12 protein-coding genes and 2 pseudogenes are annotated in these 13,884 nt (G+C 71.2%); 3 read left to right on the top strand and 11 right to left on the bottom strand.

Going from position 1 to position 13,884, the window contains the following annotated elements; translation table 11 throughout:
- Together G3I40_RS38135 and ggt are read right to left on the bottom strand one after the other, a co-directional pair.
- The coding region (locus G3I40_RS38135; RefSeq protein ID WP_164559401.1) for a histidine kinase at positions 1–759 on the bottom strand (759 nt) is incomplete at its 3' end.
- 84 nt (positions 760–843) lie between these two features.
- Positions 844–2,646 (bottom strand): gamma-glutamyltransferase, encoded by a 1,803-nt coding sequence (gene ggt / locus G3I40_RS38130; RefSeq protein WP_164559400.1) that lies wholly within the window; start codon positions 2,644–2,646, stop codon positions 844–846.
- A gap of 103 nt (positions 2,647–2,749) precedes the next feature.
- On the opposite strand from ggt, the gene G3I40_RS38125 reads away from it, so the two are divergent.
- Positions 2,750–3,511 carry a hypothetical protein gene (locus G3I40_RS38125; RefSeq protein WP_203645527.1) on the top strand — a complete coding sequence of 254 codons (762 nt, stop codon included), beginning with the start codon at positions 2,750–2,752 and terminating at the stop codon, positions 3,509–3,511.
- A gap of 185 nt (positions 3,512–3,696) precedes the next feature.
- Here the strand turns inward: G3I40_RS38125 and G3I40_RS38120 are convergent, their stop codons facing one another.
- From G3I40_RS38120 to G3I40_RS38100, 5 genes are all read right to left on the bottom strand, one after another.
- Positions 3,697–4,566 carry an amino acid ABC transporter permease gene (locus G3I40_RS38120; protein WP_164559399.1) on the bottom strand — a complete coding sequence of 290 codons (870 nt, stop codon included), beginning with the start codon at positions 4,564–4,566 and terminating at the stop codon, positions 3,697–3,699.
- Positions 4,563–5,207, bottom strand: coding sequence for an amino acid ABC transporter permease (locus tag G3I40_RS38115; protein WP_164559398.1), 645 nt, complete (start codon positions 5,205–5,207; stop codon positions 4,563–4,565). Before G3I40_RS38115 ends, G3I40_RS38120 begins: the two co-directional genes overlap by 4 nt.
- 11 nt (positions 5,208–5,218) lie before the next feature.
- A complete protein-coding gene (locus G3I40_RS38110; protein ID WP_164559397.1) occupies positions 5,219–6,130 on the bottom strand; it encodes a glutamate ABC transporter substrate-binding protein in 912 nt (303 codons plus the stop codon).
- 19 nt (positions 6,131–6,149) lie between these two features.
- Positions 6,150–6,893, bottom strand: a complete 744-nt coding sequence (locus G3I40_RS38105) for an amino acid ABC transporter ATP-binding protein (RefSeq protein ID WP_164559396.1) — start codon at positions 6,891–6,893, stop codon at positions 6,150–6,152.
- 146 nt (positions 6,894–7,039) lie between these two features.
- The gene (locus G3I40_RS38100) at positions 7,040–7,495 is read right to left on the bottom strand and encodes a DUF6278 family protein (RefSeq protein ID WP_164559395.1); all 456 of its coding nucleotides are present in this window, start codon (positions 7,493–7,495) and stop codon (positions 7,040–7,042) included.
- A gap of 153 nt (positions 7,496–7,648) precedes the next feature.
- Here G3I40_RS38100 and G3I40_RS38095 point away from each other — a divergent pair, with 153 nt between their 5' ends.
- On the top strand, positions 7,649–9,421 hold the full coding sequence (locus tag G3I40_RS38095) for an SGNH/GDSL hydrolase family protein (RefSeq protein ID WP_343245149.1): 1,773 nt from the start codon (positions 7,649–7,651) through the stop codon (positions 9,419–9,421).
- An 87-nt stretch (positions 9,422–9,508) separates the two neighbouring features.
- On the opposite strand, the gene G3I40_RS38090 is transcribed toward G3I40_RS38095, so the two are convergent.
- Positions 9,509–10,288 (bottom strand): exodeoxyribonuclease III, encoded by a 780-nt coding sequence (locus G3I40_RS38090; RefSeq protein ID WP_164559394.1) that lies wholly within the window; start codon positions 10,286–10,288, stop codon positions 9,509–9,511.
- Between the two features lie 101 nt (positions 10,289–10,389).
- Between G3I40_RS38090 and G3I40_RS38085 the strand changes: the two genes are divergently transcribed.
- Positions 10,390–10,968, top strand: a complete 579-nt coding sequence (locus tag G3I40_RS38085; protein WP_164559393.1) for an isochorismatase family protein — start codon at positions 10,390–10,392, stop codon at positions 10,966–10,968.
- A gap of 13 nt (positions 10,969–10,981) precedes the next feature.
- Here the strand turns inward: G3I40_RS38085 and G3I40_RS47690 are convergent.
- From G3I40_RS47690 to G3I40_RS38075, 3 genes and pseudogenes are all read right to left on the bottom strand, one after another.
- Positions 10,982–11,608: pseudogene (locus G3I40_RS47690) on the bottom strand (MBL fold metallo-hydrolase); the annotation flags it as partial.
- A 47-nt stretch (positions 11,609–11,655) separates the two neighbouring features.
- Positions 11,656–12,952 (bottom strand): annotated as a pseudogene (gene pcaC, locus G3I40_RS47685) (4-carboxymuconolactone decarboxylase).
- 171 nt (positions 12,953–13,123) lie between these two features.
- The gene (locus G3I40_RS38075; protein ID WP_164559391.1) at positions 13,124–13,702 is read right to left on the bottom strand and encodes a sugar kinase; all 579 of its coding nucleotides are present in this window, start codon (positions 13,700–13,702) and stop codon (positions 13,124–13,126) included.
- Positions 13,703–13,884: the final 182 nt, after the last annotated feature.

Here is a 13,884-nt window from a genome sequence, read left to right as displayed (position 1 = left end):
GCCGGGGGCGAGCGGCGCCGCGCCGTCCGGTGCGGCCCTGCGCAGCGCGACCAGCGTGCGGCGCAGCCCCTGGAGCGTCTCCCGGCTGGTCGCCTCGATCGCGTCGAGGGCCTCGCGGGCCTCCTGCGGCTGGCTCTCGATGACCCGGCTCGCGACGCCCGACTGGATCGCTATGACGCCGACGCTGTGGGAGACCATGTCGTGCAACTCCCTTGCTATGCGCAGTCGTTCGGCCGTCACCGCCTCGGTGACGGCCTGCTCGCGCAAGGCCGTGGCGTGCTCGCGCCGCTCCCGGCCCAGCAGCCCGACCATGCAGGCGACGAGCAGGGCGAGCAGGGCGATGACGCCGAAGCCGACCATGTTCTCGACCCGCACGAACGCGCCGATGGCGCCCGCCTGGACGGCGACGCACAGCGCGATCCCGGTGACCCACTGCCCCCGGGGCCGGCCGGCGACGAGATACCCGAGCACCACGTCCGCCACGAGGAGCGCCGCCGCGGTCGTCTGCCGCGAGTCGCCGTACGTCCACGAGGTCGGCTGCAGGAAGGCCGCGACGACGGTGCCCAGCAGCACCCCCACGAGCCCGAGCAGCGGCAGCCGCCGGACCACGCCCACCAGGAGCGCGGCCGACAGCGCGACCCCCAGGGCCCGCACCGACGGCAGTACTTGCGACGAGCCGAACAGCGAAAGGCCCACGGCCAGGGGATACAGGGCGAGCCCGCACCAGGCGGCGCCGCGGGAGGTCGAGGTTGCGTTCACACCGGGGAGCGTACGAGGACGGGTGTGGCGTCGGCATCGGCCCACAGGATGCATCCCGTGGGCCGATGCCGACGCGTGCGGTCCCTACTTGCCGGGCTGGACCACCATCGCCGAGCCGCCGCCGCGCCGCACCGTCTCGGCGGCCGCGAGCCACTTGCCGCCCGGCAGCCGCTGCACGCCGGTGGCCGCGCCGATCTCCGGGTTGGCGGTGAAGGAGTGCCCGATGGCTTCCAGCTTCGCCCTCAGCCCGCTGTCGTACAGACCGGGTTCGAGTTCGGTCTTCGCGGCGTTGCGCTGGCTGGCGCGCGGCGCCGCGATGGCGTCGACGAGCGGCAGGTGACGGTCGAGGAACCCGGTCAGGGTCTGCAGCACGGTGGTGATGATGGTGGCGCCGCCGGGCGAGCCCACGGCCACCACGGGCCTGCCGGCCTTGTCGAGGACGATGGTCGGGGAGATCGAGGACCGCGGCCGCTTGCCGGGGCCGGGCAGGTTCGGGTCGTGCACGTCCGGGCTCGCGGGCGCGAAGGAGAAGTCGGTCAGTTCGTTGTTGAGCAGGAAGCCGCGGCCGGGCACGGTGATGCCGCTGCCGCCGGTCGACTCGATGGTGAGGGTGTAGGAGACGACGTTGCCCCACTTGTCGGCGGCGGTCAGGTGCGTCGTGTTCTCGCCCTCGTACGTGGTCGGGGCCGCCTTGTCACCGGCCTTGCCGCACGTGCCGGGGTGCCGCGGGTCACCGGGGGCGAGCGGGCTGGTGAGCACGGCGTCGTCCTTGATGAGGCAGCCGCGGGAGTCGGCGAACCGCTGCGACAGCAGCTGCTTGGTCGGTACGTCCTCGAAGGCCGGGTCGCCGACCCAGCGGCCCCGGTCGGCGAAGGCGATCCGGCTCGCCTCGATGAACCGGTGCAGGTACCGCACGTCGGACGCCTTCGAGAGGTTCGTCTTCTCCAGGATGTTGAGCGCCTCGCCGACCGTCGTCCCGCCGGACGAGGACGGCGCCATGGAGTAGACGCCGAGTCCCCGGTACGAAGTCTTCGACGGCGCCCGGTACTTGGCGGCGTACGCCTTCAGGTCCTTCGTCGACAGCTTCCCCGGCCGTGCCAGATAACCGGAACCCGGATCCACCGGCGGCTTGTTGACCGTCTTGACCACGTCGGCGCCGAGGTCGCCGCGGTACAGGGCGCCGATGCCCTTGCGGGCCAGCTCCTGGTAGGTGCGGGCGAGGTCGGGGTTCTTGAACGTGGAGCCGACGACCGGCAGCTGCCCGCCCGGCAGGAACAGGTCGGCCGTGTCGGGGAAGTTCCGGAAGCGCGCCTCGTTCGAGGCGGTCTGGGAGCGGAAGGTGTCGTCGACGGTGAACCCGTCGCGCGCCAGGCGCTCCGCGGGCTTCAGCACCGTACCGAGCCGCTTGCTGCCCCAGGCGTCGAGCGCCGACTGCCAGGTGGCGGGCGTGCCGGGCGTGCCGACGCTCAGTCCGCTGGTGACCGCGTCGTTGAAGGCGAGGGGCTTGCCGTTCTCCAGGAACAGGTCGGAGCCGGCCGTCAGCGGCGCCGTCTCGCGGCCGTCGATGGTGTGCACCTTGCGGGACTTGGCGTTGTAATAGACGAAATAGCCGCCTCCGCCGACGCCGGAGGAGTACGGCTCGGTCACGCCGAGGGCGGCCGCGGTGGCGACGGCGGCGTCGACCGCGTTGCCCCCGTTGCGCAGCACCTCGATCCCGGCGGCCGAGGCGTCCGCGTCGACGCTGGCCACGGCGCCGCCGTAGCCGACCGCAACCGGAACCTTCCGGGGCGTGCTCGAAGCAGACGAAGGGGGCGCCGCGGCCCCTACCGCGACCATGGCCACCGCAACCCCGCACAGTGACAGATTCCGCCCAACTGAACGCCTCATCAGTACCTCCAGTCAACAGCCGTCTGCGCAGCGTAACTTGACTTTCCGGAGCCGTCAGGACCCCCTCGAACACGGGTACGCCGGTTGGCTAGAGTGCGCCCCCATGACTGAAGACGTGCGGTACATCGTCCTCGGCCTGGTTGCGGTGTGCCTGGGCGGCGCGCTGGGCTGGCTCGCCCGGACCCAGCTGTGGAAGCGGAAGCTCCGCCGCAAGCAGGCCTTCTTCGGGCTGCCCGACAACTCCGAGTCCCTCCTCGTGGTGAACCGCGACGCGGGCGGCCCCGAGCTGGCGGTCAAGCGCCACGACGTCTTCGCCCTGCTCGAACTGTCCTCCCTCATCAAGGACTGCGGCGCCCACGCCCAGGTCGTCGCGCACGACACGGCCCAGCAGGGCTTCGGCGACCGTACGGAGATGTGCATCGGCAACCCCGCGTCCCACCGCCGGATGGCGGCGCACATGGTGAGCCTGCTGCCCGGCATCCGGGTCAACACCGACCCGGAGCCGGGGCCCGACCGCGGCGCCTTCCAGATCGGCTCCGAGCGCCACCGCCTGGAGCCCGGCAGGACCGAGTACGTGCTCCTGGCCCGCCTCACCGCCGGGGACTCCAAGGACGCGAGACCGGTCTTCCTCTTCTGCGGCCAGCTGCCGATCACCCATCAGGCGGCCACCCGCTATCTGGCCCGCCACCACGAGCGCCTCGCCCGCAAGAATGGCAACAACGCGTTCGTCCTGCTGCTGAAGGTCGTCAACTCCCAGGCGTACGGGCCCGACGTCGTCGAGCTGGTCTCCGACGTGACCCGGGCCGCGCAGACCCCGCTGCCCGCCCCGGCCAATGCGCCGCGCAACTCCCACCGGGCGAAGTAGCCCCGGAAAGCCGAAGCGGCCCTGAAAAGCCAAGGGAGCGGTGCCCCTGCCGCGTACGAGTGCGACAAGGGCCCGCTCGGCCTCGGCAAGCAGGCGCGTCCCGTCCCGCACGCAGCTGACCTTCTCCCCGCGCGAACGGGAAGTGATCACCGGCTGCGGCCGGCCGCGGACTGCCCATGCTCCGCCTACTGCACTCCTGGCAGCAGCGTCCCCGGTTCGGCCGGCGCGACTTCCGCGGCCTCCGTCTTGGGACTGCGCCGCTGCCGCTTCGACACCCACTGGGCGAACCACGACAGCAACATGCACATCCCGATGTAGATCGGCGAGATCACCATCACCACGGGGATGAACGGCAAATCGTAGTCGAGGTTCGACGCGATGAGCTTCCCGGCGTGGAGGAACTCCTCATAGGTGATCAGATAGCCCAACGACGTGTCCTTCAGGGCGACCACCAACTGGCTGATGATGGCCGGCAGCATGGCCCGCACCGCCTGCGGCACGAGGACGTGCGACATGACCTGCGTCTTGCGCATGCCGAGCGCGTACGCCGCTTCGCGCTGCCCGCGCTCCACCGAGTTGATGCCGGAGCGGAACACCTCGGCGAGCACGGAGCCGTTGTAGAGCGTGAGGCCGGCGACGAGCGCCGGCAGCGGCTCGACCTTCAGGGCCACGTAGATGAAGAAGATCATCACGAGGACCGGCATGGCGCGGAAGAACTCGACGAACAGCGTCGCGATCCAGCGCACCGGACGGTGGTCGGAGAGCCGTCCGACGGCCAGCACGGTCCCGAGCACGAGCGAGAGCACGGCCGCGAGGGCGAACGCCTTCAGCGTGTTGCCGAGCCCGCGCAGCAGCAGTTCCTGGATGCCCTTGTACTCGAAGGGCATCCATTTGGCGGCCGTGAACTGGTCGGTGTCGAACAGCAGGTAGAGGACCCAGCCGACGAGGGCGAGCACGAGCAGCGTGGAGATGAGCCCGTACACCTTGTGCCGGCGCTCGGTCTTCGGCCCCGGGATGTCGTAGAGGGCGGTGGCGCTGTGGTCGAGGGCTTTCATCGGGCGACTCCCCAGCGCTTCTCGAGGACGTTGAAGACGGCGCTGATGGCGAGGGTGATGATGAGGTAGCCGAGCGCGATCCAGACGAACGTCCAGATGATGTTGTAGCCGAGTTCGCTGAGCGTCTTGTACGTGCCGAGCAGTTCGACGACGCTGAACGCGCCCGCGATCGCGGAGTTCTTGGCGAGCGCGATGAGCGTGGAGCCGACCGGCGGGATCACCGACCGGAAGGCCTGCGGCAGGATGACGGTGGTCAGCGTCTGGCTGAACGTCATGCCCAGGCTGCGGGCCGCCTCGCCCTGGCCCTTGGGCACGGTGTTGATGCCGGCGCGCAGCGCCTCGCAGATGAACGCCGAGGTGTAGCAGCCGAGGGCGAGCACCGCGAACACCGTGAAGGGCAGCACGAGTCCGAAGCGCGGCAGGCCGAGCAGGACCGCGAAGAACAGCAGGGTGAGCGGGGTGTTGCGCAGCACGGTCACCCAGGCCGTGCCGAAGGCGCGGAAGGAGCCGACGGGCGCCACGCGGAACGACGCCATGACGAACCCGAGCACGAGGGCCAGGACCGAGGCGTAGACGGTGAGCTCGACCGTACCGAGGAAGCCCTTCCAGTACGTCGAGAAGTTGTCGGTCAGGACGTTCACGGGACGCCTCCTCAGCTCGCCGGGTAGCGGTCGATGGGCGGCGGCGTCGGGGCCTTCACGCCGGACAGGCCGAGCGTGACGTCGTACGCCTTCTTCCAGTCGCCGTCGTCCTCGCGCTGCTGGAGGGCGTCGTCGACGGCGAACCGCAGCGTGTTGTCGGACTTCGGTACGCCGATGCCGTACGGCTCCTGCGAGAACGGCTTGCCGACCAGCTTCAGTTCGTCCGGGGCCTTGGCCGCGTAGCCGAGCAGGATCGCGTCGTCGGTGGTGACGGCGTCGACCTGGTAGGTCAGCAGGTTGTCGACACAGATCGAGTAGGTGTCGTAGGCGACGAGCTCGGCCTTCGGGTAGTCGGCCTGGATGCGCTGGTACGGGGTCGAGCCGGCCGCCGAGCAGACGCGTTTGCCGTCGAGGTCCCCGGGCCCGTGGATGTCGTCCTCGTCAGTGCGCACGAGCAGGCCCTGGCCCGCCATGTAGTAGGGGCCGCCGAAGCCGACGAGCTTCTTGCGGTTGTCGTTGATCGTGTAGGTGCCGACATAGAAGTCGATCTGGCCGTTCTGCAGCGCGGTCTCGCGGTTGGCCGAGGCGATCGTCTTGAAGGCGATCTTCTTCGGGTCGAGGCCGAGCGAGGCCGAGACCATCTTGGCGATCTCGATGTCGAAGCCGGAGTAGACGCCGTTGGCGGGGTTCTTCTCGCCGAGGTAGGGCTGGTCCTCCTTGGCGCCGACGACGAAGTGCCCGCGCCGCTGGGCCTTCTGCCACGTACGGGAGCCGGGCAGCGAAAACCCCTGGGCCACTTGGTACTTGGGGAGTTCGTCGGCCGACGGACCCTTGGTGGGCGGGCTGCCTTCTTTGCCGCAGGCGGTGGCGGCCAGGGCCGTCACCACCAGGGCGGCGAGCAGCCGTAGCGACTTGGCGATCATGTAGTGCTGCGCTCCCCCGTCAGTGCTTGAGGATCTTGGAGAGGAAGTCCCTGGCGCGCTCGCTCTCCGGGTGCGTGAAGAAGTCCTCGGGGGCGCGGTCCTCGACGATCTTCCCGTCGGCCATGAAGACGACGCGGTCGGCGGCGGTGCGGGCGAAGCCCATCTCGTGGGTGACCACGACCATCGTCATGCCCTCGTGGGCCAGTTGCTGCATGACCTCGAGGACCTCGTTGATCATCTCGGGGTCTAGCGCCGAGGTCGGCTCGTCGAAGAGCAGGGCCTTGGGGTCCATGGCGAGGGCGCGGGCGATGGCCACGCGCTGCTGCTGGCCGCCGGACATCTGTGCGGGGAACTTGTCGGCGTGGGCGGCGAGCCCGACCCGGTCGAGCAGTTCGCGGGAGCGCTTGTCGGCCGCGTCCTTCTTGCGGTTCCTGACCTTCACCTGGGCCAGCGAGACGTTCTGCAGGACCGTCTTGTGCGCGAAGAGGTTGAAGGACTGGAAGACCATGCCCACCTCGGCGCGGAGCTGCGCGAGTGCCTTGCCCTCCTCGGGCAGCGGCTTTCCGTCGAGCTTGATGGAACCGGACTGAATGGTCTCCAGACGGTTGATCGTCCGGCAGAGGGTCGACTTGCCCGACCCCGAGGGGCCGATGACCACCACCACCTCCCCCTTGCCGACGGTGAGGTCGATGTCCTGGAGGACATGCAGCTCCCCGTAGTACTTGTTGACGTCACGCAGCTCGATCAACGGATCGACGGCCATGGCAGTACCTGCCCACTCATCGCTGTGTCGGTCCGCGCAAACTATCCACGCCAATATGGGACTTAACAGACGACACGCACTTATGGACATTAACCGTATTTGAGGCTCGGGGGCCTCGCGGCCCAACTGCGGTGCGCCGCGCGGCGCTACGACTCGGCGGCCTCCGCGTAGAACTGGGAGAGCTCCGGGGCGCCGCTCGCCGCCCAGTCACGGCCCGCCTCGACCACGTCGATCTCCCGCCCGGACAGCAGGCGCACCGCCGGCTGCCCGTTGGGCCAGATCACCCAGACGGCGCCGGGCACGTGCCGCACCAGGATGGTGCCCAGGTACAGGCCCGCGTCGTTGCCGAGCCAGGGCAGCATCTCCTCGTCCTCCCGCCAGCGCGGCACGAGCTGGTCGAGCGCGGCCAACGAGGCGGCGGAGTCGTCGAGTTCGACGCCCGCGTCCTGTGCCTGGGAGCGCAACAGCTCGCATTCCGAGAGGAGTTCGGCCACCCCGTCGGCGCTGTCGGCGCCGTCGGCGTCCGTCACGGACACGACCGCGACGCCAAAGGCCGGGTCTTCCTGCTTCTTGCGCCAATAGCCCACGAAAGGGATCTTCATACCGACCAGCCTCGCATCCGGCCCGCCCCGCGCACCACAGGCGCGCAGGCCTCCGTTCGCGGCGAGTTCACGTCACCTTCCTCCGCGCCTCATTGACGCGTCCACGTCGCCTCCTTACGTTCGTGGCCCACTGGTCACAGGAGGGAGCCGGTCGTGCGCCGACGCATCTGGACAGCCGCCGTGCTACTGGCCGTCGGCGCGGGGTTCGCTCCCGTCGCCGCGGCCGAAGCCACCCCGCACGGACCCGGGCCGCTCCCTTTGGAGCGGCTCTTCGACAACCGGGCGGTCAGCGACGACACCGCTCCCGCCGATGCGGACTTCGACGGCGCGGGCGGCTCGCTGTCCGCGCAGGACCTGAACGCCGCGGGCTGGACTCCCGGACGCAGCCTCGGAGTTGAGCGGGCGCGACTGACCTGGCCCGTCTCGGCGGGCGCCGGGCCCGACAACGTACGGGCGAACGGGCAGCGGGTCCGGGTGAGCGGCCGGGGCGACGCGCTGGCCTTCCTCGTCGCGGGGACCGGCGGCGACGCACGGGGCTCCGGCGTCGTGCGCTACGCGGACGGGTCACGGTCCGCGTACACGCTCACCGCCCCCGACTGGCGCACCGGACCGCTCGCCACGAAGTCCGTGGCGCTGCCGCACCGGAACACCCCGGACGGCCAACTCCTGGACAGGACACGGCTGTACGTGGCGACCGTGCCCGTGCGCGCCGGGCGCCGGATCTCCTCCGTGGAGCTGCCCCGGGTCACCGGTGGCGCCGCGCTGCACGTCTTCGCGCTGTCCGTGCGGGCGGCTGCGACGGGCTGGACGGGGACGTGGTCGGCGTCCACGGCCGGGTACACGACCGTCGGGCCGTGGGCGGACCGCACGGTCCGGCTCGTCGTGCACACGAGCGCGGGCGGCCCCCGGGTGCGGATCCGCCTGGACAACACGTTCGCGTCGACGCCGGTACGGATCGGGAGCGCGTCGGTGGCGGTGCAGGAGGCCGGGGCGGCGGCCCGCGGGGCGCCGGTGCCGCTCACGTTCCGCGGCGCACGGGGCACTCAACTTCCGGCGGGTGCACAGGAGTTCAGTGACCCCGTCAGCTTCTCCGTCCCCGCCGACGCGAACCTCTTGGTGAGCTTCCACCTGCCGGAGCCGGTGGCCGCCGCGCCCGTGCACAGCGAGGCCGTCCAGCAGTCGTACGTGAGCGGACCCGGAGACCACGCGGGTGAGGCGGCCGGGGCGGCGTACACCGCGACGCTCTCGTACTGGCCGTTGCTGACCGGGGTCGACGTCGCTGGCGGACCGGGTTCCGTGGTGCTGCTCGGGGACTCCATCACCGACGGCGTGCACTCGACGCAGGGCGCCAACCGGCGCTGGCCGAACGTGCTCGCCACGCGACTGCTCGCACAGAGGCGGGTGCCGCGGTTCGGAGTGCTGAACCAGGGGATCTCGGCGAACAAGGTCGTCGCGGACAGGTACCCCGGGGACGGGATCTCGACCGACACCGGTGGGGTGAGCGCGCTGCACCGCCTGGACCGGGACGTGTTCGCGCAGCCGTCGGTGCGCACGGTCGTCGTCTTCCAGGGCGTCAACGACGTGCGCTGGGGCGCCTTTGCCGGCCAGGTCACGGCGGGACTGCGGGAGATCGTGGACCGGGCGCACGCGCGCGGCCTCAAGGTGATCGGCGCGACCGTCACACCGTGCGAGGGCGAGTCCTTGTGCACGGCGGCGGCCGAGGCGCAGCGGGTGGCGGTGAACGCGTACGTGCGCGGCCGGGGTTCGGGGTTCGACGGGGTGCTGGACTTCGACGCGGTGGTGCGGGATCCGGCGCATCCTGCGCGGATGCGGGCCGAGTTCGACAGCGGCGACCATCTGCATCCCGGAGACGCCGGGCTGAGGGCGCTGGCCGACTCGGTGGACCTGCGGATTCTCTCGCCGTAACCCCGAGGGGCGGCGGGAGACCGCGGGCGGGCGGGGGCCGGCCGGGCAGGACCCCGCGCCCTCGGAGGCGGCTGCGGCGCGGGCGCGCTACACGTCGAGGTCCACCACGACCGGGGCGTGATCCGACGCGCCCTTGCCCTTGCGCTCCTCGCGGTCGACGTACGCGTCCGAGACGGCCTTCGCGAAGGACTCGTTCCCGTACACGAGGTCAATGCGCATGCCCCTGTTCTTCGGGAAGCCGAGCTGGCGGTAGTCCCAGTACGTGAACGGGTGGTCGTACTTGAGGGGGCGCGGGACGACGTCGGTGAGACCCGTCTCGCGCAGGGCGGCCAGGGCCGCCCGCTCGCCCGGGGTGACGTGCGTGGCGCCCTCGAAGAGGGAGATGTCCCAGACGTCGTCGTCCGTCGGTGCCACGTTGTAGTCGCCGAGCACGGCGAAGGGGCGCGAGCCCGCGGCGTCGCCCGCCACCGCCGCCTTCAGGGCCTCGAACCACTGGAGCTTGTACGCGTAGTGCGGGTGGTCCACCTCGCGGCCGTTCGGCACGTAGACCGACCAGGCGCGGACCGGGCCGCAGGTCGCGGAGATCGCGCGGGGCTCCTCGGCGCCGTCGTAGCCGGGGTCGCCGGGCAGCCCCAGGACCACGTCCTCCAGGCCCACGCGGGAGAGCAGCGCCACCCCGTTCCACCTGCCGTTCGCGTTCACCGCGGACTCGTAGCCCAGCTCGCGGAGCTCGTCCGCGGGGAACTGCTCGGCCGAGCACTTGGTCTCCTGGATGCACAGCACGTCCGTCCCGCTGTTCTCCAGCCAGGCCAGCAGGCGCGGCAGGCGCGCGGTGATCGAGTTCACGTTCCAGGTAGCGATGCGCATGCCTCACAACCTACCGGGCGGGTACGACAACGCGTCCGCCGCCGCCCCATATAGACAGGCAACCTTGCAAGTTTTCCTGTTCGGTAGGTAGCCTGCGCATCATGAGCAACAGCACCCCCCTCTCCCTCGACGAGCGCCCCGCCCTCGTCCTCATCGACCTCCAGAACGGCATCCTGGGCCTGCCCACCGTGCACCCCTCCGAGGACGTCCTGAAGAACGGCGCCCGGCTCGCCGAGGCCTTCCGCGCCAAGGGCCTGCCGGTCGTGCGCGTCCGTGTGGCTTGGTCCCCCGACGGCGGCGACCTGCCGGTGAGCCGGGCCGCCGCGGGCGCCATGACGCAGGCCCCGCCGGCCGAGTTCTCCGAGTTCCCGGCCGAGCTCGGCCCCCTCGGCGACGACATCGTCATCACCAAGCGGCACTGGGGCGCCTTCACCGGCACGGAGCTCGACCTCCAGCTGCGCCGGCGCGGCGTCACGCAGATCGTGCTCGGCGGCATCTCGTCGTCGATCGGCGTCGAGTCCACCGCGCGCTCCGCGTTCGAGCTGAGCTACAACCTGGTCCTGGTCCAGGACGCGACGACCGACACGGACGCCGCGTCCCACGAGCACGCCTTCGGCAAGATCTTCCCGCGGATCTCGGAGCTCGGCACCACCGACGAGGTGCTCGCACTCCTCAAGTAGCGGGGACAGCGGTTCAGACCTGCGTCGCGTCACCGGGGGTCAGACGCAGGTGCTCCGTGCCGCCGAGTCCGCCGATCTGCCGGTCGTAGATCGGGCGGGCCAGGTCGGTCAGGAGCGCGTCGTGGATGTCGTACGCACGGCGCGGCTTCACCTCGCGTACGTAGTCGATGACCTCGGAGATCTTGCTCCAGGGCGCCTGGACCGGGAGCATCAGCGTCTCGACCGGTTGGTCGGGGACGGTGAGGGCGTCGCCGGGGTGGAAGACCGCACCGGCGTCGTCGCCCGCCACGAGGTAGCCGACGTTCGTGATGCGCGGGATGTCCGGGTGGATGACGGCGTGCAGCTCGCCGTGGACCTGGATGTCGAACCCGGCCGCGGTGAACGTGTCGCCGTGGCCGACCGTGTGGACGCGGCCGGGGAAGGCCGCGGAGATCTGCTCCGCCACCGATTTCAGGGTCCAGATCTGTGCGCCGGGACGGGCTTCCATCCCGGCGCGCAGCCGTTCCTCGTCGAAGTGGTCGGGGTGCTCGTGGGTCACGAGGATCGCGTCGGCCCCGACGGCGGCGTCCTGTTCGCCGAACCCGCCCGGGTCGATGACGAGACGCTGACCGTCCTTTTCCAGCAGGACGCAGGAGTGGAACTTCTTCGTGAGCTTCATGGGTTCCATCCTGCGCCCGGAGCTCCCGTTCAGTCCTGCGGGGTGGTCCGCGCGGATCACCTGCTGGGCCACCTTGAAGGCGGAGTTGGCCGCGGGGACCCCGCAGTAGACCGCCGCCTGCAGCAGGATCTCCTTGATCTCGTCGGCGGTGAGGCCGTTGCGCAGCGCCGCGCGGGTGTGGAAGGCCAGCTCGTCGAGGTGACCGCCCGCCACCAGCGCCGTCAGCGTCACGCCGGAGCGCATCCGGCGGTCGAGGCCGGGACGGCCCCAGATCTCGCCCCACGCGTAGCGCGTGATGAATTCCTGGAAGTCGCCGGAGAAGTCGTCGGCCGTGGCCAGGGCCTGGTCCACGTGCGCGTCGCCGAGGACCTCGCGGCGCACCTTCAGCCCCGTGTCATGCGGGTCGGGGCGCACGGCCGCGTCCGGCTGGTGCGCGGCCGGGGAGATCTCCGCGACCGGGGCGACCGGCGGGGGCGGGGGCGGCGGTGCGAGCACCGGCTTGACCGGGGCCGCCGGGATGGCGTGCTGGCCGGTCTCGTACGCGGGCAGCCAGGCCGAGGAGAAGTGGCGTACGAGGAGGTCGGTGACGGCCGCGGGCTGCTCGACCGGGGCCAGGTGGGAGGCGCCGGGGACCACCGCGAGGCGGGCGTCCGGAATGCCGGCGACGAGGGTGCGGGCCTGGGCCGGGCCGGTGACCTGGTCCTCCGAGCCGACCAGGACGAGGGTCGGGACGCCGATGGCGCCCAGCTCGGCGCGGATGTCGAAGGCGGCGAGCGCCTCGCAGGCGGCGATGTAGCAGCCGGGGTCGGTCGTGCGGACCATCTGGACGGCCCAGTCCGTGATCGCGGGCTGCGCGGCGGCGAAGCCGGAGGTGAACCAGCGCTCGGGCGAGGTCCGCGCGATGGGGTCGAGACCGTTGCTGCGCACGATGACGCCGCGCTGACGGAACTCGTCGGCCGTGCCGAAGCGCGGGGAGGCCGCGATCAGGGCGAGGGAGGCGACGCGCTGCGGGTGGCGCAGGGCCAGCTCGGCGCCGATCGCGCCGCCCAGCGAGCAGCCCGCGTAGCCGAAGCGCTGCACGCCGACCGCGTCGAGCGTGGCGAGCAGCCGGTCCGCGAGCTCGGCCACGGAACCGGCCGGGTGGGCGGGGGCGCCGCCGTGCCCGGGAAGGTCGAAGCGGAACACCCGCCACTGCCGGGCCAGCTCGGGTATCTGCCGGTCCCACATGTGCCACGTCGTGCCCAGCGACGGGCCGAGGATGAGCACCGGGGCGTCTTCCGGGCCGTCGAACCGGTACTGGAGGGCGGGGGTCTTCTTGTCACTCACCCGCTCCACGCTAGCGGCAGGTGTACGCGTCCTTGCCAGGGGGTAGCCGGGCGAACCCGCCGGTGAGCGGCCCGGCACGGCGGATGTGAGCGTGCCGCGGAGTCTTCGGCCGGGAAATTCACGCGTTCTGCACGCGGTCGCGACAGGGGAGCCGTCGCGCGGGCCCGCGCCTCAGGGGTGCGTGGTCGAGACGATGAACACCATGGGGTGGTCGGGGTTGGAACGGTTCACCACGATGCTCTGCGTCGGGGACGGGTCCTTCTGCTGGTGGGTGAGGCCGTACCAGGGGCCCGGGCCCGTGAACTCCCAGCCGGCGACGTTCCGGTCGCGGTCGCTGATCGGGAGGTCGCCCTTCTTGAGGTCGGACGCGCCGCTGTCGATGTCCTTGAGGAAGGTGGCCAGACCCTTGTTGCTGGTCAGGAACTGCACGTAGAGACGGCTGACCTTGTAGTTGTTCGTCTCGTAGTAGGCCACGGAGCGGGAGTGCGAGGGGATCGGGATCTCGTAGAGGCGGCGCTGCACCTTGGACGGCCAGCCGATGGTCAGGCCGGTCGCCGAGTACTTGTCCTCCTTGTCCTTGCCGCTGTTGCGGCTCTGGTTCGCGGAGATCACCAGGTAGCCCGCGGGGACCCCGATGAGCAGCACGATGGTCAGGAGGGTGAGCGCGCGCCGACGGATCACCCGGCGGCGGTCGGGGGCCTGGGGCGGCTCCTCGTCGGGGGACGAGGGCTGGCGGGGGACGGTCGTCATTGCTGGCATTTCCTGTCGCTGGTCCGTCCTAGCCCTCGGCGCCGCTGCGGGTGCGGGCGACGTAGCGCTCGTAGCGCTCGTAGCGCTCCACGCGGCGGCGCTTGGCTCGGCGGAAGCGGCGTGCGACCAGGCGCGCCAGGTCCGCGGCGCCGACCATGCCGGCCTCGGGGCCGAGCTGGGCG

The sequence above is a fragment of the Streptomyces sp. SID14478 genome (assembly GCF_010548525.1).
Taxonomy (GTDB): domain Bacteria; phylum Actinomycetota; class Actinomycetes; order Streptomycetales; family Streptomycetaceae; genus Streptomyces.
The sequence above is the reverse complement of the archived record's forward strand: the minus strand, read 5'-3'. Positions and strand labels throughout refer to the sequence as shown.

Excerpts from the sequence above, each read along its gene's own strand:
- ggt (WP_164559400.1), bottom strand. The coding sequence starts at position 2,646 with ATGAGGCGTTCAGTTGGGCGGAATCTGTCACTGTGCGGGGTTGCGGTG.
- G3I40_RS38125 (WP_203645527.1), top strand. The coding sequence starts at position 2,750 with ATGACTGAAGACGTGCGGTACATCGTCCTCGGCCTGGTTGCGGTGTGC.
- G3I40_RS38120 (WP_164559399.1), bottom strand. The coding sequence starts at position 4,566 with ATGAAAGCCCTCGACCACAGCGCCACCGCCCTCTACGACATCCCGGGG.
- G3I40_RS38110 (WP_164559397.1), bottom strand. The coding sequence starts at position 6,130 with ATGATCGCCAAGTCGCTACGGCTGCTCGCCGCCCTGGTGGTGACGGCC.
- G3I40_RS38105 (WP_164559396.1), bottom strand. The coding sequence starts at position 6,893 with ATGGCCGTCGATCCGTTGATCGAGCTGCGTGACGTCAACAAGTACTAC.
- G3I40_RS38100 (WP_164559395.1), bottom strand. The coding sequence starts at position 7,495 with ATGAAGATCCCTTTCGTGGGCTATTGGCGCAAGAAGCAGGAAGACCCG.
- G3I40_RS38090 (WP_164559394.1), bottom strand. The coding sequence starts at position 10,288 with ATGCGCATCGCTACCTGGAACGTGAACTCGATCACCGCGCGCCTGCCG.
- G3I40_RS38085 (WP_164559393.1), top strand. The coding sequence starts at position 10,390 with ATGAGCAACAGCACCCCCCTCTCCCTCGACGAGCGCCCCGCCCTCGTC.
- G3I40_RS38075 (WP_164559391.1), bottom strand. The coding sequence starts at position 13,702 with ATGACGACCGTCCCCCGCCAGCCCTCGTCCCCCGACGAGGAGCCGCCC.